Annotated in this window: 18 protein-coding genes and 1 tRNA gene; 6 read left to right on the forward strand and 13 right to left on the reverse strand. The window is 67.2% G+C overall.

Annotated features, from left to right (window positions below):
• Nucleotides 1–70 precede the first annotated feature (70 nt).
• From FGL25_RS03860 to folE, 10 genes are all read right to left on the reverse strand, one after another.
• Nucleotides 71–472 (reverse strand): MAPEG family protein, encoded by a 402-nt coding sequence (locus FGL25_RS03860; RefSeq protein ID WP_040345894.1) that lies wholly within the window; start codon nucleotides 470–472, stop codon nucleotides 71–73.
• Nucleotides 469–2,250 (reverse strand): M14 family metallopeptidase, encoded by a 1,782-nt coding sequence (locus tag FGL25_RS03865; RefSeq protein WP_138141005.1) that lies wholly within the window; start codon nucleotides 2,248–2,250, stop codon nucleotides 469–471. Before FGL25_RS03865 ends, FGL25_RS03860 begins: the two co-directional genes overlap by 4 nt.
• Nucleotides 2,251–2,407: 157 nt before the next feature.
• Entirely contained in the window at nucleotides 2,408–3,337 is a 930-nt protein-coding gene (locus FGL25_RS03870) for a DUF3829 domain-containing protein (protein ID WP_138141006.1), read from the reverse strand.
• Nucleotides 3,338–3,447: 110 nt separating this feature from the next.
• On the reverse strand, nucleotides 3,448–4,992 hold the full coding sequence (locus tag FGL25_RS03875; RefSeq protein WP_138141007.1) for a UbiD family decarboxylase: 1,545 nt from the start codon (nucleotides 4,990–4,992) through the stop codon (nucleotides 3,448–3,450).
• 46 nt (nucleotides 4,993–5,038) lie between these two features.
• Nucleotides 5,039–5,335: a helix-turn-helix domain-containing protein gene (locus tag FGL25_RS03880; RefSeq protein WP_138141008.1), complete on the reverse strand. Its 297-nt coding sequence runs from the start codon at nucleotides 5,333–5,335 to the stop codon at nucleotides 5,039–5,041.
• Nucleotides 5,328–6,182, reverse strand: a complete 855-nt coding sequence (locus FGL25_RS03885) for an aldo/keto reductase (protein WP_138141009.1) — start codon at nucleotides 6,180–6,182, stop codon at nucleotides 5,328–5,330. Before FGL25_RS03885 ends, FGL25_RS03880 begins: the two co-directional genes overlap by 8 nt.
• 45 nt (nucleotides 6,183–6,227) lie before the next feature.
• Nucleotides 6,228–7,094: an alpha/beta hydrolase family protein gene (locus FGL25_RS03890; protein WP_138141010.1), complete on the reverse strand. Its 867-nt coding sequence runs from the start codon at nucleotides 7,092–7,094 to the stop codon at nucleotides 6,228–6,230.
• Between the two features lie 245 nt (nucleotides 7,095–7,339).
• Nucleotides 7,340–9,181 (reverse strand): gamma-glutamyltransferase family protein, encoded by a 1,842-nt coding sequence (locus FGL25_RS03895; protein ID WP_138141011.1) that lies wholly within the window; start codon nucleotides 9,179–9,181, stop codon nucleotides 7,340–7,342.
• A gap of 135 nt (nucleotides 9,182–9,316) precedes the next feature.
• Nucleotides 9,317–9,757, reverse strand: coding sequence for a biopolymer transporter ExbD (locus tag FGL25_RS03900; protein ID WP_128720507.1), 441 nt, complete (start codon nucleotides 9,755–9,757; stop codon nucleotides 9,317–9,319).
• 197 nt (nucleotides 9,758–9,954) lie between these two features.
• Nucleotides 9,955–10,569, reverse strand: coding sequence for a GTP cyclohydrolase I FolE (folE, locus tag FGL25_RS03905; RefSeq protein WP_088411897.1), 615 nt, complete (start codon nucleotides 10,567–10,569; stop codon nucleotides 9,955–9,957).
• A gap of 140 nt (nucleotides 10,570–10,709) precedes the next feature.
• Between folE and cysS the strand changes: the two genes are divergently transcribed.
• Complete coding sequence (gene cysS, locus FGL25_RS03910) at nucleotides 10,710–12,116, forward strand: cysteine--tRNA ligase (RefSeq protein ID WP_138141012.1); 1,407 nt, start codon at nucleotides 10,710–10,712, stop codon at nucleotides 12,114–12,116.
• Between the two features lie 153 nt (nucleotides 12,117–12,269).
• On the opposite strand, the gene FGL25_RS03915 is transcribed toward cysS, so the two are convergent.
• Nucleotides 12,270–13,556 carry a lytic murein transglycosylase gene (locus FGL25_RS03915; protein WP_138141013.1) on the reverse strand — a complete coding sequence of 429 codons (1,287 nt, stop codon included), beginning with the start codon at nucleotides 13,554–13,556 and terminating at the stop codon, nucleotides 12,270–12,272.
• A 150-nt stretch (nucleotides 13,557–13,706) separates the two neighbouring features.
• Here FGL25_RS03915 and FGL25_RS16785 point away from each other — a divergent pair.
• From FGL25_RS16785 to FGL25_RS03935, 5 genes are all read left to right on the forward strand, one after another.
• Nucleotides 13,707–13,783, forward strand: a tRNA-Ala gene (locus FGL25_RS16785).
• A gap of 127 nt (nucleotides 13,784–13,910) precedes the next feature.
• Entirely contained in the window at nucleotides 13,911–14,036 is a 126-nt protein-coding gene (gene ykgO / locus FGL25_RS03920) for a type B 50S ribosomal protein L36 (protein ID WP_003165750.1), read from the forward strand.
• A 262-nt stretch (nucleotides 14,037–14,298) separates the two neighbouring features.
• A complete protein-coding gene (locus FGL25_RS03925) occupies nucleotides 14,299–14,571 on the forward strand; it encodes a DUF2312 domain-containing protein (RefSeq protein WP_138141014.1) in 273 nt (90 codons plus the stop codon).
• Between the two features lie 248 nt (nucleotides 14,572–14,819).
• The gene (locus FGL25_RS03930; protein WP_376746912.1) at nucleotides 14,820–15,080 is read left to right on the forward strand and encodes a hypothetical protein; all 261 of its coding nucleotides are present in this window, start codon (nucleotides 14,820–14,822) and stop codon (nucleotides 15,078–15,080) included.
• Nucleotides 15,081–15,150: 70 nt separating this feature from the next.
• Entirely contained in the window at nucleotides 15,151–15,717 is a 567-nt protein-coding gene (locus FGL25_RS03935) for a hypothetical protein (RefSeq protein WP_138141015.1), read from the forward strand.
• 65 nt (nucleotides 15,718–15,782) lie between these two features.
• On the opposite strand, the gene FGL25_RS03940 is transcribed toward FGL25_RS03935, so the two are convergent.
• Both FGL25_RS03940 and hdhA read right to left on the reverse strand, forming a co-directional pair.
• The gene (locus FGL25_RS03940; protein WP_138141016.1) at nucleotides 15,783–16,442 is read right to left on the reverse strand and encodes a hypothetical protein; all 660 of its coding nucleotides are present in this window, start codon (nucleotides 16,440–16,442) and stop codon (nucleotides 15,783–15,785) included.
• 82 nt (nucleotides 16,443–16,524) lie between these two features.
• Nucleotides 16,525–17,286: a 7-alpha-hydroxysteroid dehydrogenase gene (hdhA, locus tag FGL25_RS03945; protein ID WP_138141017.1), complete on the reverse strand. Its 762-nt coding sequence runs from the start codon at nucleotides 17,284–17,286 to the stop codon at nucleotides 16,525–16,527.
• Nucleotides 17,287–17,300 lie beyond the last annotated feature (14 nt).

Here is a 17,300-nt window from a genome sequence, read left to right on the forward strand (position 1 = left end):
CGACGGCTGCGCCGCCGTGCGCTCAAGCCCTCTCCCGCCGGGAGAGGGTCGGCTTCTTTGGTCGCCTCTCTTACAGGATCGACCAGGCGATCAGGCTGACGGCCGCGACCAGCAGCGCCAGCCAGGTCAGGATCATGCCGACCGAACGGCCCAGCGACGGCCCTTCCTGGAACAGCAGGCCCAGGGCGTGGATCACCCGCCCGGCGAACAGCATCCCGCCGACCGCATGGATCAGCATGGCCGGGGCGCCGAGGAAGGCCAGCAGGATCAGGCCGCACATTCCGGCCGGGATATACTCGGCCGCATTGGAGAAGGCGCGGGTGGCGCAGACCAGCTCGCGCACGCCGCCGTCGCCGAACTCGACCAGATGCTGACGACGGCGCCGCACCACGACGCCCGACAGGACGAACAGCAGCAGGATCAGCAGGCCGCCCCACAGGGCGGCGGCCTGAATGGTCGGGATCAGGCTCAATTTTCACGCCCCACGGGATAGAGGCGATAGCGCTGGTCGTAGAAGGGCGTGCGCTCATAGAACCAGGCCAGACGCGCGTCGCCGTCGGCGGCGAAGGCGGGGTCGGCCGCCAGCTTGGCTTCGAATTCGGCCTTCAGCGCCGGATCGACGGCCAGCATCTTCTCGGCCAGCGGGGCGATGGCGTAGGCCTCGATGTATTCGACGCGGTTCAGCACCTCGGGGAACATTCCCCAGGCGAAGAAGCTCTCGTTCGACTGCGGCTCCAGCAGCAGGATGGCGACGTCGCCCATCGGCTGATCGGTGGGCACGCGCACCGATCCGATGGGGAAGGTCCAGTCGTGGGCCTCGGGCCGGACCTCGCTGACCGAGATCGGCACATGGCCTTCGTTGGTGTGGGCCGACACCTTGGGATCGACAAGGCGCAGCATGTCGACGGCGACGGTGCGCGGGGCGTCCAGCGTCTCCATCTGCACGCCGTGGACGCGCAGGCGCTCGATCACGTCCTGACGATAGGACGGCACCCAATAGGCGCTCGGCCGCTTCAGCGTCAGCGTCGGGTGCGAGCCGTAGAAGGGCATGGGCCACAGTTCGGCGTCCGGCTGGCCCAGCCAGCGGATTTCGGGGCGGCCCGAGGCGATGCTGTCGAAGGTCTCATAGCGGATGCCCTTGAAGGGGCGGGTGTGCGAGGGCGTGTCGTCGCTGTCGAAATTGGCGGGCAGTTCGGCGGGACGCAGGGCGCGGTCGGCGGCGATGGCGGCGCGCAGGTCGACGGACTTTTCGGCCAGCAGCTTCAACGCCTGTTCGAGGAAGACATAGGTTCCGAGCACCCGCTGTTCATGCGGTTTCAGGCTGTGGTTCTCGATCAGGATGGTCGGGACGTGGGCCGCCGAACCCCAGCCGTTGGAGAAGCGCTCGCCCAGACCGCCGTCGTTCAGCCCCTTCTTCGGGTCGCGGTCGTCGATGGCGAAGACCAGTTCGCCGGGGATGTGGCCTTGAGCCTCCAGCGCCGCATACATGGCGGGCTTGAAGGCGGCGTCCAGCCACTTCGCGATGGCCGGGCTGCGGCTCCAGACGCCGTCCTCGCCGTTGTAGCCGAAGGTGACGTCGTATTGATAATCGATGCCGTCGGTGACGTGGATGTCGACGTAGAGGTTCGGCTTGTATTTGTGGATCAGGCCCATGACGGCCTGCATCTCGGCCTGATCCAGCTTCATGAAGTCGCGGTTCAGATTCTGGTTGGTCGCCGTGTGGCGCCAGCCCTGGATGCGCGGCCCGCGCTGGTTGGGGCGCGAATAGGCGCCCGCGCGCTCGTGCCCGTCGACGCTGAGGATCGGGATCAGGATCAGGTTGGCGCGGTCCAGCAGGCCGTCCTTGCCGTAGAAGGCGATGTCGCGCAGCAACATCATGCCCGCGTCCTTGCCGTCGATCTCGCCCGGGTGGATGCCCGCTTGAGCCAGCAGGACCGGCTTGGACGGATCGAAGGCCGCGCCGTCCTTGGACGCGATCACGGCGTAGATCGGCCGGCCTTCCGGCGAGGTTCCGAACTGTTCGATGCGGATCAGGTCGCTGGCCGCGTCCAGCCGGTCGAACCAGGCGCGGGTGTCGGCGTAGTTGGGCGAGAAGTCATGCGCCGCGTCGGCCTCGAACGCCGTGACCCAGGGATCGGCGGCGCCCCGCAGCAGGGCGCGGCTGGGGCCGTTCCAGGCGGGAGCGGGCGGCAGGAAGGCCTGGTCCCACGGGGCTTCGTTGGGAACGGAAGCGGACGGGGTCTGGGACATGGCGGGGCTCGCGAGACAAACTAGGGCGGCGACGGCCGCTGTGACGAAACGGTCTAGGCGCATAGGCCCTTCGTGATCCGATCACAGCCGTCTGGCAACCCCGGCGCAGTTCGCGAGAAGCGCGTCCGGCCGCGCGTGACGGCCGGACGCAGGGTCGTTAAGCGGGCAGTTCCACACGGTTCATGTTGCCGATCGCGCTGTTGTAGCTGTCCACGACCTGCTCGCGGTAGCCGTCGGCCCCGGTCTGCTTGAAGTCGCGATACTCGCCGATCATGCCGCTGAGGTTGTCGGCGATGCTGTTCAGGGTGGACCGGTTGCGGCTGTCCGAGGGCATCTTGGCCTGTTCCTCGCGCAGCTTGGCGACGGAGGCCTCCAGGTCGGGCAAGAGGCGGTCGGCTTCGGCCTTGTTGTTCTCCATCACCGCATTGGTGAAGAAGTCGGCCTTCTGCATGGCGTCCAGGACGCTGGCCTCGGCGGCGTGGCCGGCCTTGCGCATGGCTTCCATCTTCGCGGCGTTGCTGGCGCGTTGATATTCGGAAAGGGCGGCGTCGAGCGCCTCGATCCCGCTGACGCTGCCCTGATAGGCCTGCATCAGTGCGGGGTGCGCGCCCTTGGCCTTGGCCAGATTGTCTTCGCGATAGGCGCGGGACTCGAAGTAGGGGTCCAACGTGCGCCACTGGGCGAGAAGCGCCTCCAGTTGCGGGATCAGCTTGTCGACCGTCTCATCCGCCTTCTTGCCCTGATTGCCGCCGTTCAGGGCGCGGCCCTGCTTGAGCTTCTCGATCGCCCGTTCCAAATGGGAGATGTTCTCGGGGAAGTGCAGGGTCGCCGAAGCCGAGGCGTTGGGAATATCCAGCTTCTGATACTCGCCGTAGTATTTGGTCACGCCCCAGGGGTCGTCGATCAGCGCGTTGAAGGCGTCGATGTAGAGGCTCATCTTCTCTTGCGTGGCCTCGTTGCCCGCCGCTTGGGCGACCGATTTGGGCGCCGGATTCTCGGCGTTGCCCTTGCTGTCGCCGCACGCCGAAAGGCTGAGCGCGGCGGCGAGTGCGAGCGTGGCGACGCCGGCGCTGGTGCGTGAAATCATATGGATTCCCCTAAGCCGATCAGCGCGCCCCGAGCGTCGCCGTTCCTTCGGTCGGGAAACTGAACGCCGATCAGCCATTTGGGTTCTCTGGCGAGACGAGTTTTTGGTTCCTAAAGACCGGTTCTGCGCTTCCAGATCGGCGCACCGTCGCCGGGCAGGCCGAGGCTGTCCCAGATGTCATTGACCCGCTCGACCACGGCCTCGTCCATGCGGATCTCCTCGCCCCATTCGCGCTTGGTCTCGGGCTCCCACTTGTCGGTGGCGTCCAGACCGATCTTGGAGCCCAGGCCGCTGTCGGGGCTGGCGAAGTCCAGATAGTCGATCGGGGTGTTCTCGATGACGGTGATGTCGCGCGCCGGGTCCATCTTGGTCGAGACGGCCCACATGACGTCCTTCCAGTCGCGAGCGTTGATGTCGTCATCCACGACGATGATCCACTTGGTGTACATGAACTGCCGCAGATAGCTCCAGCAGCCCATCATCACCCGCTTGGCGTGGCCGGGATAGGCCTTCTTCATCGACACCACGGCGATGCGGTAGCTGCACCCCTCGGGCGGCAGCCAGAAGTCGGTGATCTCGGGGAACTGCTGGCGGATCAGGGGGATGAAGACCTCGTTCAGCGCCTCGCCCAGCACGGACGGCTCGTCCGGCGGGCGGCCGGTGAAGGTGGTCAGATAGATGGGGTCTTTGCGCATGGTGATGGCCGTCACCTGGAAGACCGGGAACTTCTCGACCGAGTTGTAGTAGCCGGTGTGGTCGCCGTAGGGGCCTTCGTCCTCGAATTCGTCCAGCAGGACGTGGCCTTCCAGCACGATCTCGGCCTGGGCCGGCACCATCAGCGGCACGGTCTTGCATGGGACCAGTTCGGCCTTGGAGCCGCGCATCAGGCCGGCGAACTGATATTCCGACAGGGTTTCCGGCACCGGGGTCACGGCGGCGAGGATGGTTCCCGGATCGGCGCCGAGCACGACGGCGCAGGGCAGGGGCTCGCGCTTGCCCGCCTTCTTGTGCCGGGCGTAGTGCTGGGCGCCGCCGCGATGGGCCAGCCAGCGCATGATGGCCTTGTCCTTGCCCAGCACCTGCATCCGATAGATGCCCAGGTTGAAGTCGTCCTCGCGGTCGTCGGACGGCCCCTTGGTCACGACCAGGCCCCAGGTGATCAGGGGCGCGGGCTCGCCCGGCCAGCAGCCCTGGATGGGCAGAGCGGTCAGGTCGATCTGATCGCCCTTCAGCACCACCTCCTGCACCGGGGCCTTCTTCACCGTCTTGGGCCGCATGGACATGACGGTCTGGGCCAGCGGCAGCATCTCCATCGCGTCGCCGAGGCCGCGCGGCGGCGTCGGATTGCGCAGGAAGGCCAGCAGTTCGCCGACCTCGCGCAGTTCGCCCGCCGTGGTGCGTTGCTTGCCCTCCAGCGTCACGCCCATGGCGACCCGCTTCACCGTGCCGAACAGATTGGCCAGGCAGGGAATGGGGCTGATCGTGCCGTCGGGCATGACCGGCTTTTCGAACAGGACGGCTGGACCGCCGTTGCGAAGAAGGCGGGTCTGGATCTCGGTCATCTCCAGATGGGTGGAGACGGGTTCGGACACGCGGACCAGTTCGCCGTCGGCTTCGAGGGTCGCAAGAAAATCGCGCAGGGACTTGTAGGCCATGCGCTGACGCTTAGGCGGACATGCGCCGTCTGTCACGCGTCGGCGATCAATAGGCCGGGGCGTCGGACACTAGCGCCCACACCGGCAGACGCAGGGCGCGGGTGGCAGCGTCTAATTGCGCGGAATCCAGATGCTCGCGGCCCGCCTCGACCCGGCGCAGGGCCTCGGGCGTCAGGTCGATGGCGGCGGCCAGGTCGGCGAAGGCCACGCCGCGCCGGTCGCGCCAGCGGCGGATGCGCGCGCCGACGACGGCGTCCATCGGATCAATCCCCGGAAAGCCCAGAACCGAACCCATGACGTCCTCCTCGGCGCATGCGCCCCAGAACCGTGTCTGATCAGGCATCCTGATCCCATTGGAAGGCCTCGTCCAGCCAGTCGCCGATGCGGCCGTCGGGGCGGGCCAGGGCGCTGACCCTCGCCATTTCGTCGGTCGACAGCTCAAAGTCGAAGACGCCGAAGTTCTCGGCCGCGCGGCTTTCCTTGGCCGTGCGCGGAATGGCGATGACGCCCTGCTGGATGATCCAGCGCAGGGTGATCTGGCCGCTGGTCTTGCCGTGCGCCCTGGCGATTTCGCCGATCACGGCGTCGTCGGCGATCTTGCCCTGGGCCAGCGGCGACCAGGCGGTGATGGACGACCCTAGATCGCGCGCCGTCTCGATCAGCGTCTTCTGCGACAGATAGGGGTGGTATTCGACCTGATTGGTGATCAGCGGCGCGCTCGACAGGGCGGCGGCCTCGCGGAACAGGGCTGAGGGGAAGTTGGACAGGCCGATGTTCCTGGTGAAGCCTTTTTCCTTCGCCTCGTTCAGGGCGCCGATGGTTTCCGCCAGCGCGGGCGTCGGCTTGGGCCAGTGCAGCAGCAGCAGGTCCGGCGTCAGGCCCAGGCTGAGGGCGGATTCCTCGGCCTGACGCAGCAGGGCGTCGTGCTGGAAATGCTCGACCCAGATTTTGGTGGTGACGAAGATGTCGTCGCGCGTGACGATCCCTTCAGCCATGGCGTCGGCGATGCCGTCGCCGACCGCCTTCTCGTTCTTGTAGATCCAGGCGGTGTCGATGTGGCGATAGCCGATGCGCAGGGCCTCGCGCACCATGCGGCGGGCGTCGTCGGCTTCCAGCTGCCAGGTGCCGAAGCCAAGCAGCGGAATCTCCACGCCCGAGGCGGTCACGGTCGGCTGATCGGAATAGGGCATGGGGAGGCTCCGGTGGGAAGATGAGCCTGGGATATAGGCGCCGGCTCAGGCGTCGCCATTGTCGAGCCAGTGGAAAATCCGATCCCACAACGGCTCCATCCTCTTGCGGAAGGCGCCTTCGTGGCCGATGCGCCGCGCGCCGAAGTCGCCGGGCGCATGGACGCTCATGTCCGAGCGGGCTTTGGGATAGACGCTCAACAGATCGCGCGCGGTGCTGGGCGTGGCGATGGGGTCGTCGGTGAAGATCCATGAGCGGATCGGCGCGGTCACGGCCTCATAATGATGCGGCCGCAGGCTGGTCTCCAGCTCCTTGGAGAAATACGCGCGCTTCAGGCACCAGCGCCGCCAGGTGGTGAAGACGCCGCGCGGCAGATCGGTCCCGGCCCACAGGCCTCCACCCTTGATGTAGCCGTGGCGCATCAGGCTGAACGGGCCGAAGCCCAGCCAGAAGAACAACTCCATCGGATTGTAGCTGCGGTGGTGCCCGCCCCACCAACCTGTCCCGACCGAGACGAAGGCGTGCCGCTCGATCCGGTGGTGATTGGGCATGAAGCCGAGGAAATGGCCGCCGACGCTGTGGCCGACATGGACGATGCGCAGGCCCGGCGCCGCCTCGATCAGGGCGTCCAGAGCGGCGGGCATGTCCAGACGGCCCCAGTCCGGATAGTCGATGGTCGAGCTCTTCAGATCATCCGGCCGCGACCCGGCGATGCCCCGGAAATCATAGGTCAGCACTGCCGCGCCCCGCTCGGCCAGATAGCGGGCGAACCGCTCGTAAAAGCCCTTGGGGAATCCGGTGCCGGACGAAACCAGCACGGCGATCCGAGGCTGGACGGCCGACACCAGCCGCATCGACAGCGGATAACCGTCGGCGGCCGGGGCGATGAAGTCGCGCGTGACGAGATCGGTCATAGGTCCGTCCTGTTTAGAAACGAACTCTAGTCGATTGACGTGGCGTCAGGTCAAGGGCTTGCGGGGACGGTCAGAGGGGGGATTCACACCAGAGGTTGGTCGCTTCCCTCACCCCCGCTCATCCCGGCGGACGCCGGGATGGGCGGGGGTTAACGGTGTGCGCTGGCACTGAAGGTGAGTTCAGCCGCTGTAAACGCCGGTCCATCGACCTGTGGGATCGGCATTTCAAGCGGCTGAAGGCCGGATCAATAGGCCAGGGCGTTGCCGTCCTTGCGCATTTCGGTGGCGGCGCCGTAGGTCCAGCGGCCCTGTTCGTTGATCTGCTTCATCACGTTCTGATAGCCGCCGAAGCCGCCGTCGGGCGGGCCGAGATCCCAGCCCATGGCCGTCAGCTGTTGCTTGGTCGCCTCGGGCACGCCGGATTCGAGGTGCAGCTTGCCGACGCCCTCGGCCGGTTGGCCGGTCGGCTCGGACGAGCCGTAGTGCTGCCAGCGCGGGCTGTCGCCGGCTTCCTGCGGGTCGAGGCCGTAGTCGACCATGTTGATGATGATCTGGGCCTGTCCCTGCGGCTGCATGCCGCCGCCCATGACGCCATAGGCCATCCACGGCTCTCCGTCCTTGCAGGCGAAGCCGGGGATGATGGTGTGGAAGGGGCGCTTGCCGGGGGCGTAGACGTTGGGGTGGCCGTCGGTCAGGGCGAACAGTTCGCCGCGGTTCTGGAACATGAAGCCCAGCGTCCGGCCGTCCGGGCCGTCGGGCGTCAGGCCGCCGCCCATGCCGCGATAGTTGGACTGGATCCAGCTGACCATCATGCCGTCGCTGTCGGCGACGCTGAAATAGGTGGTGTCGCCCTGCGTCGGCGCATCGCCGGGGAAGACGCGGTCCATGACGCGGTCGGGGCGGATCAGTTTCGCCCGTTCGGCGGCGTAGGCCTTGGAGTTCAGCCAAGCGGTCGGGGCCTTGGCGAAGCGCTCGTCGGCGAAGTAGCGGGCGCGGTCCTCGAAGGCCAGACGCTTGGCCTCGGCCTGGACGTGGATCGAGGCGGCGGACTGGAAGCCCATGGCCTTCAGATCGAACTGCTCGCAGATGTTCAGGATCTGGTTGGTCGACAGGCCCTGGGTGTTCGGCCCCAGGGAATAGACCTCGACCCCGCGATAGGTGGTCATCAGCGGCTCGACCCATTCGGTGCGGTGGGCGGCCAGGTCGGCGCGGGTCATCCAGCCGCCGATGCGCTTGAAATAGCGCTCGATGTGGTCGGCGATCACCCCGTCATAGAAGGCGTCGCGGCCGTCCTCGGCGATCATGCGGTAGGTGCGGCCGAGGTCCGGGTTGGCGAAGATTTCCCCCGTTTTCGGCGTGCGGCCGCCGGTCAGCCAGACCTTCTTGCGGTTGTCGTTCTCTTCGATCGTCCCGGCGCTCTTGTCGAAGTTGGCCATGCCGCGTTCGAGATAGTAGGCCACGACCTGCGGTACCGGCACGCCTTGTTCGCACAGTTCGGCGACGGGCAGCAGGACGTCCTTCCACGGCAGCTTGCCGTAGCGCTGGTGGGCGCTCCACCAGGCGTCGACCGTGCCGGGCACATTGACCGTGACGGCGCCGTAGCGGGGCAGGTAGCCGTCGGCTCCGGCCTTGGATCGCGCGGTCGCCAGCGACAGGCCGCGCGGGCTGGCGCCTGAGCCGTTGAAGCCGACGACCTTCTTCTGCGCCGGATCCCACATCAGGCAGAAGGCGTCGCCGCCGATGCCGTTGGCGGTCGGCTCCAGGAAGCCCAGGGCGGCGTTGATGGCGATGGCCGCGTCGATGGCCGAGCCGCCGCGTCGCAGGGTGTCCAGGCCGATCAGGGTGGCGGCCGGATGAGCCGTGGCCGCGGCGCCGTTCGCGCCCCAGACGGTCGAGCGGCCGACGAAGCGCGGCCCGGTGATGCGGTCGCCGATGCCGACGCCGGCGTAGGGGTCTGGCGCAGGGGCGGGCTGGACGGAAGCCGGATTGGCGGAAGGCGTGGCGGCGTTTGGCGCCTGCTGGGCGCTGGCGGCCCCCGCCATCAGGGCTCCGGCGGGCAGGGCGGACAGGAAGGTACGGCGACGCATGATGATTTACTCCCCCTCATTCGAGGCGCGCATTGAGGCTGGAACAGGGGGAGGGCGCAAGCGGTCGATGGCTGACGGGCAAAGAAAAAGGGCCGCCGAAGCGACCCTTTTCCAGACTGTCGATGACCGACCGTCTCAGGTGATGTCTTCGTTCAGGAGGCCGACCTTGTAGAAGCCGTTTTCCTGAAGCTTGTTCATGACTTCCATGAACTGGTTGTACTTCACTTCCGGCTGAGCGCGGACGAAGACGCGTTCTTCACGGCAGTCCGTCGTCACGGCCTGGGCGGCGCACACGTCAGCCGTCAGCTTGGCGATCGTGGTTTCCGTCTCGGCGATGTAGAGCGAGCCGTTTTCCTGAATGGTGATGTAGACCGGCTCTTTCGGCTTCTCGGCGTCCGGCGCCGGCGGCGTCGCGGGCGGCAGGTCCAGCTTGATCGACACGGTAGCCATCGGCGCCGCGACCATGAAGATGATCAGCAGCACGAGCATGATGTCAACGAACGGCGTGACGTTGATGTCCGCGTTCTGTTGCGCCAGCTTGCCGCCGCCACCGCCTGAGGAAAGTTTCGCGCCCATTACGCCCTCGTCTCCATCAAGATCCGCACCCTCCGGCGGACCACACTGAAAGTCTGGCTCGTCTCTTGGCGTCCTGAAGCAGGCTTGTAAAGCCGTCGAATGCGAGGAAATGACGCCGCAGGGGAATAAGATTGCGAATTCGGCGCAGGGCCGCCCTGGCCGCGATCAATTCAGCCCCGGATTCCCGTCTCTGACTCTCAGCCTCGAGCCAGCTTGAGGAATCGCTCGGCCAGGGCCGGGTCGTTCTTGAAGGCGCCGGTGAAGCGGGTGGTGATGGTCGAGACGTGGCGGTGATGCACGCCGCGCGTCGTCATGCACTGGTGCGCCGCATCGACCAGCACGGCCACGCCCTTGGGCTGCAGGTGCGATTCGATGGCGTCGATGATGTCGTTGGTCAGGGTCTCCTGGTTCTGGAGACGGCGGGCGAAGATCTCGACCACGCGCGCCAGCTTGGAGATGCCCACCACCTTCTCGCCCGGCAGATAGGCGACGTAGGCCTTGCCCAGGAAGGGGGCCAGGTGGTGCTCGCAGTGGCTCTCGACCTCGATGTCGCGCAGGATGACCATGTCGTCATAGCCGGTCACGTCCTCGAAGGTGCGGCTCAGCTCCTTGCCCGCATCGGCGTCATAGCCGTCGAACCACTCGCCATAGGCGTCGACCACGCGCTTGGGCGTGTCCAGCAGGCCGGGGCGGTCGGGGTTGTCGCCGGCCCAGGCGATCAGGGTGCGCACGGCCTCCAGAGCCTGTTCGCGGCTGGGACGCTGGGGCGCCTCATTGGCGACGAGGACGGGCTTGGCGGGGGTGCTGCTCATGAAACGATCCGGCGGCGGCGAGAGCGCCTGTTCAGAATACAAATATATATGGACTTGGGCGCGCGGCCCTGACTGTCTATCAGGCCGCTATATGGGACACCTCCTCAGTCCCGCAAGAAAACTCGCAAAAGACCTGACCCATGGCCCTGCACATCCACGACACCCTGCGCCGTGAAAAGCGCCTGTTCGCGCCGCGTGATCCGAACCGGGTGAGCCTCTATGTCTGCGGCCCGACGGTCTATGACTACGCCCATATCGGCAACGCGCGTCCGCCGGTGGTGTTCGACGTGCTGGTGCGCCTGCTGCGCCGCACCTATGGGGCGGACAAGGTGGTCTACGCCCGCAACGTCACTGACGTGGATGACAAGATCAACGCCAAGGCCGCCAAGGAAGGCGTCGCCATCGGCGAGATCACGGCGCGCTATGAGGCCGCCTATCTGGCCGACATGGGCCTGCTGAACGTGTCGCCGCCCGACATCGCCCCGCACGTCACCGACTACATCGAGGCGATCACCAAACAGATCCAGGCCATCATCGACGCCGGCTGCGCCTATGCCGCCGAGGGCCATGTGCTGTTCGACGTGTCGTCCTATCCGTCCTACGGCGCGCTGTCGGGGCGCAATCTGGACGACATGATCGCCGGCGCCCGCGTCGAGGTCGCGCCCTACAAGAAGAACCCGCACGACTTCGTGCTGTGGAAGCCGTCCAAGGCGGACGAGCCGTCCTGGCCCTCGCCGTGGGGCGAGGGGCGCCCCGGCTGGCACATCGAATGCTCGGCCATGATCGAGGAGACGCTGGGCCTGCCCATCGACATCCACGGCGGCGGCATCGACCTGGTCTTCCCGCACCACGAGAACGAGATCGCGCAAGGGGTCTGCGCCCACGGCCACGCCCACGGCGAGGAGGCGCACGACGAATACGCCCGCTACTGGATGCACAACGGCTTCTTGACCGTGGACGCCGAGAAGATGTCCAAGTCGATCGGCAACGTCCTGCTGCTGCACGATCTGGTGCAGGCCATGCCGGGCGAGGTGGTGCGCTGGGCCCTGCTGAGCGCCCACTATCGTCAGCCGCTGGACTGGAACCAGACCTTGCTGGAGCAGAGCCGCAAGAACCTGGATCGCCTCTACGGCGCCCTGCACCGCGCGGCCGGGGTCGAGGCGGCGGAGGTCGAGCCGCCGGTCGAGTTCATGAAGTCCATCGAGGACGACCTGAACACGCCGGGCGCCATGGCGGCCCTGTTCGCCCTGTCCAGCGATATCGAGCGGGGCATGACGGCGGGCGACGAAGGCGCGGTGGCCGAGGCCAAGGGGCGGCTGATCGCGGCGGCCTCGATCCTGGGCGTGCTTCAGGCTGATCCGGCGGAGTGGTTCTCGGGCATCGACGAAGGGTTGAAGGCTGAGGTCGAGGGCCTGCTGGAACAACGCGCCGCCGCCCGCACGGCCAAGAACTGGGCCGAGGCCGACCGCATCCGCGACCGGCTGAACGAACTGAACGTGGTGGTCATGGACGGCCCACAGGGCGCGACCTGGCGGATGAAGGGCTGAGGCTTCCTTCTTCCCTTGTGGGAGAAGGTGGCGGACGAAGCCTGACGGATGAGGGGTTGCGGGACGTTAGCCTCGCAATCCTTGCATCTGATTTCGGAGAGACCCCTCATCCGGCCCTGACGGGCCACCTTCTCCCACAAGGGGAGAAGGACGCTATCGCGCCCGGCGGATGAGTTCATCCGCCAGCACGTCGGTCAGATAGCCGTCCGCCGTCCGCCCATTGGCCTGTTGCCAGCGGCGCAGGGCGGCGCGGGTGTTTGAGCCGATGACGCCGTCGACCCCTTGCGTGTCGAAGCCCATGCGGGTCAGGGCCTGCTGGGCGCCGATTCTCTGGTCCCGCGTCAGGGGGCCGTCGTTGGGCCAGGAGGCCTTCAGCGCAGGCTTGCCCGCCACCCCGTCAGCGATCATGCCGATGGCCAGGGCGTAGCTGACCGAGTTGTTGTAGCGGCGGATGACGTAGTGGTTGGGCAGGGCCAGGAAGGCCGGGCCCTTGGCTCCCTGCGGCAGCAGGATGGCCGCGCCCTCGGCCGCCTCGGCGCTGTTGGGGGAGGAGCCGTCGGCCAGACGCACGCCGCGCGCGGCCCACCAGGACCAGGGGTGTTTCGGCCCCTCGGCCTGGCTGTAGTCGAAGTTGGAGGGCAGGGTGACTTCATAGGCCCAGCCCTGACCGCGCTTCCAGCCCGCCTGGGCCAGCAGATTCGCCGCCGAGGCCAGGGCGTCGGCGTCCGAGCCCCAGATGTCGACCTTGCCGTCGCCGTTCTGATCGACGCCCAGCCGCAGATAGTTGTCCGGCATGAACTGGGTCTGGCCCATGGCTCCGGCCCAGCTGCCTTTCAGCCCCGCGCGGTCGCGCTTGCCCGTCACGACGATGTCGAGGGCGTGTTTCAGCTGATCCTCGGCCCAGGCGCGGCGGCGGCCGTCATAGGCCAGGGTCGCCAGCGAGCGGATGACGTCGAAATCGCCCTGGACCTGGCCGAAGGCGCTTTCCTGAGCCCAGACGCCCAGCAGGATTTCGGTCGGCACGCCGTACTTCTGGGTCACGTCCCACGGCACGCGGTCGACGCGCTGGCGCGCCATGGCGATTCGCGCGGGCGTGGTGGCGTTCTGGATATAGACCCCGGCGGGGCGCGAGAATTCGGGCTGGTTGCGGTCCAGGCGGATGATGCTGGGGTTCGGCGTCACGCTCTCCAGCTCGCGGGCGTACTCCCATTTGCGGGCGCCGCCGTGGCGCTCCAGGAAGCTCTGCTTCCAGGCGTCGAAGCTGGCGTGGTCATAGGCCTCGCTGAGATCCGTCTGGGCGGGCGGGGGCGTGGGGGCCGGCGTGGCGGGCGCAGGCTCGACCACGGGCGGCGGCGCAGGCTGTGGCTGCGGCGGCGTGGGAACCATGGGGGTGCAGGCGGCGACCGAACCCAACAACAGAAGACGATAAGCGATACGCATAGTCACAGGCTAACGCCCCCGAATTCCACGACCAATCACAAGCGCGCGAAGGTCCGATGAGTTTCCGTGATAAGGGTGAAAGCGCCGTTAACCATTCTTGCAAGCAGGCGGTTAATCAGCCGAATTTACATTGCGGCGTTCCCTGAGCGCGGCCTGGTGGCGGAGGGGCGACGCGCCGGACGTGCAAGTCCGGAGATCCTCCGTTCGACTCGGGGGCCAGGCCTCCAGCGGATTCCCCGCGCGGAATGTTGACGAAAGGCGAAGGCCTCTCTATACGACCGCCTCCGCCGCAGGTTCGCCCGCGGCTCTTTTGTTTTACTCGCCCTCACGGGCCTCCAACCGGGACGTCCGACCATGAAGGTCCGTAGCTCGCTGAAGTCGCTGAAGGGTCGCCACCGCGACTGCAAGATCGTTCGCCGCAAGGGCGTTCTGTACGTCATCAACAAGACCGACCCGCGCTTCAAAGCCAAGCAAGGCTGATCAGGCGCGATCGGCGCGCCCCGCCTTTCGCGGGCGAGGCGCGCGCCGACCGTCGGTGGATGGGATGACTATCCACAGGGCCGCGGGCGTTGTCCGCGGCTTTTTCGCGTCCGGCGTTGAGCGCAGGCTCGCGTCTGACTAGTGATTCTTTTCCAAGTCGTCCCAATGGCCCTCGGCCTGCTTGAGGACGTGCTTTTTTCTTGCCCTAACGGCCCTAGGCCTGCTTGAGGGCGCAGCTTGATTTGAGTTCTGGAGTTCAGTCATGGACGACGCTTCCTTCGACGCCAGCCCCGACGTCCTGACCGCCACGGCCCAGGGCCGTCTTCGCTCGATCATCGAACGCCTGGAGCGCCTCGAAGAGGACAAGCAGGCCGTCATGGTCGACATGAAGGAGGTCTTCGCTGAGGCCAAGGGCGAAGGCTATGACGTCAAGGTGCTGCGCAAGGTTCTGCGCCTACGCAAGCAGGACAAGGCCAAGCGTCAGGAAGAAGAAGCGATTCTGGACCTCTACCTCTTGGCTCTCGGCGAGATCTGAGGGAGGCGGGCCTGAAGCGCACGCCCTTCAAGCCCTCCAGCGACGGCCCTTCACGCTCCAGCAGCCTGAAGGGCGGCGGCGCCAAGCTGCGCTCCAGCGGCCTCTCGCGCTCAAGCAGCCCGAAGGGCGATAGCGCCTCTAAATTGCGCTCAAGCAGCCCGAAGGGCGATAGCGCGTCTAAAACCAAACCTTCTCTGAGCCCTTGGGAGCAGCAGAAGGAGGCGGCGAAACGATCCGCGCTCAACGCCTTGAAACGCGCCCGCCGCTCGGCAGAGAAGGCGGGCGTTTCCCTGTCCGAATGGGAGGGGGAGTTCCTCGATTCGGTGGGCGAGCGAATCCAGACCCATGGCCGCGCCTTCGCCGACCCGGAAAAGGGCGCGCCGGGCCAGGCCCTGTCGGCCATGCAGGGCCGCAAGCTGAAAGAGATCACGGCCAAGGCCAAGGGCGAACCGCGTCGATTCGGGCGACGCCGGAAAGAAAGCCAGTCGACGCCCGATGAGGTTGAATGAAGCCCGCAACCGTTCAGCTTGGCCGTGCGTTGCGTCTGCGGATATCCAAGCCTCTTGAGAGGGAAGACTAATGAAACCCTTCGCCCCCGCCGCCCTGACCGGCGGCCTTCTGAGTTTGAGCCTGGCGCTGGCGGCGTGCGGCGATCGTCCGGGGGCGGCGCCCGAGGCCGCGTCTGAGGCGACGGTCGATCTCAGCGGCGGCCCGGCGGCGGCGCCCCAGGCGGTCAGCCCGACGCCGAACGCCGTCCCGACCCTGCCTGTCGTCGACGAGGCCGCCGCGCGCGCCTTCGTTCGCGAGGAAGGCTCCACGCTGGAGGTGCTGACCTTCGAGCGGGCCGGATCGGTGACGAAGGAAGGAACGGTGAAGGGCTATGCGGCGCCGGTCTACGCCGTACCCATCGCGGCGGGACAGACGCTGAAGGTCGCCTTCAAACCGTCCAACACCAACCTGTATTTCAACATCAGCGACGCGGCGGACCAGAGCGGCGCGGCCGTGTTCCGGGGCGAGGTCGAGGGCGAAACGGCCGAGCTGAAGGCCGCCAAGGACACGACCTATGTCATCACCCCGTTCCAGCCGCGCGCCACGGCGCGCCGGGGATCGGAAGGCGCCTACGCCCTGACGGTCAGCCGGAACTGACTCGGGGACAGCGAAACGATGGCGAAGGGCGGCGGAGGCGAACTCGGCCGCCCTTCCAATCGCATTCAGGGCAGGGCGTTCAGGCGCATGGCCGACAGATAGGGTTGATAGGCCGTGCGGGCGGCCGCCGCGCCGGACAAGGCGTCCTGTTCGATATGGATGGTCAGGCCGTAGCGGCCCTTGAGCGCGCTCATCACCGAGCCGACGCGGCCGCCTGAATCCTTGGGTTCGACGCCGATGACGATGGGCTCGCCGGACGGAGCGTCCATGACCACGGGCAGATAGTCCTCGCCGCCGATCGAAGCCAGGGCGGGCGGGGAGGACAGGGCCGCTTCGCGCAGGCCCTTGGTCATTTCAACGCCCGCGCCGACACTCTTGAAGGCGGTCTCCTGAGCCGCGGCGAGCAGGCCGGACATGGGGCCGCTTTCCTCGGGAACGGGGGCCTTGGAATCGATCAGCAGGATTTCGGCGCTGGTCCCCGGCTCGCCATAGGTCATGGAGATGGAGAAGGGCTGGCACTCGACCTCGGTCAGCGGCTTGCTGGCGATGGTCTGGACCGTCGGCATGGCCGCCAGAAGCGGGTGATCCACGCACTCGGACGGCAGGGCGGCCTTGGAAAGGGCGGAAGCGCCGGCTTCAGCCGAGGGCGGGGCCTCGGCGTTGGAGCAGGCGGTCAGGATGACGACGGACGCCACGGTCAGAACGGCGGCGGTATGACGAAACAAGATGGCGGGCTCCCCCCGGTTGAACTGGAGGGGAGACCTGTGGCCGGAACCGCCGCCGTTTGGAAGCCTCAAGCATCGTGGGTCAGTCCAGTTCCTGAACGCCGCCGCCGGAGACGGTCAGGATCTGGCCGCTGATCCACGACGCGGCGGGCGAGCACAGGAACAGGGCCGCGCGGGCGATGTCCTCGGGCTGCCCCAGGCGGCCCAGCGGCGTGTGCTTGAGCATGGCCTGTTCGATCTCGGGCGTCAGGACGCCGGCCAGGGCGTCGGTCTTGATCGCGCCTGGCGCGATGGCGTTGACGCGAACGCCGCGCGGTCCCAGGTCGAAGGCGACGTTGCGGGTCAGGTGGCTGACCGCCGCCTTGGACGAACCGTAGGAGGCCATGCGGGCGTTCTTGTTGTCCCCGGCCATGGAGGTGATGTTCAGGATCGCCCCGCCGCCTGCGTCCTGCATGTGCGGCGCCGCCAGTTGCATGAAGCGGAAGGGGGCGAAGACGTTGAGCTGATAGGCGCGCTCGAAATCGCTCATGGGCATGTCGAAGGGCTTGGGGCCGCCGCCGCCCGCATTGTTCACCAGCAGGGTCAGCTTGCCGAAGGCCGCGACTACGGCCTCGACAGTCGCGATGCGCTGGGCTTCGTCGGTGACGTCGCAGGCCAGGCCGACCGCGCGTCCGCCGGCCCGGACCACGCCGTCCGCCACGGCCACGGCCTTGGCTGCATCCAGGTCCGTGACGGCCACGGCGGCGCCCGCCGCGGCGAAGGCCTCGGCGATGGCGCGGCCGATTCCGGCCCCGGCGCCCGTCACCAGGGCGACGTGACCGTCCAGTCGGAAATGTGCGTCCATGGTGCAGCCCCTGT

The sequence above is a fragment of the Brevundimonas vancanneytii genome (assembly GCF_901421975.1).
Lineage (GTDB): Bacteria > Pseudomonadota > Alphaproteobacteria > Caulobacterales > Caulobacteraceae > Brevundimonas > Brevundimonas diminuta.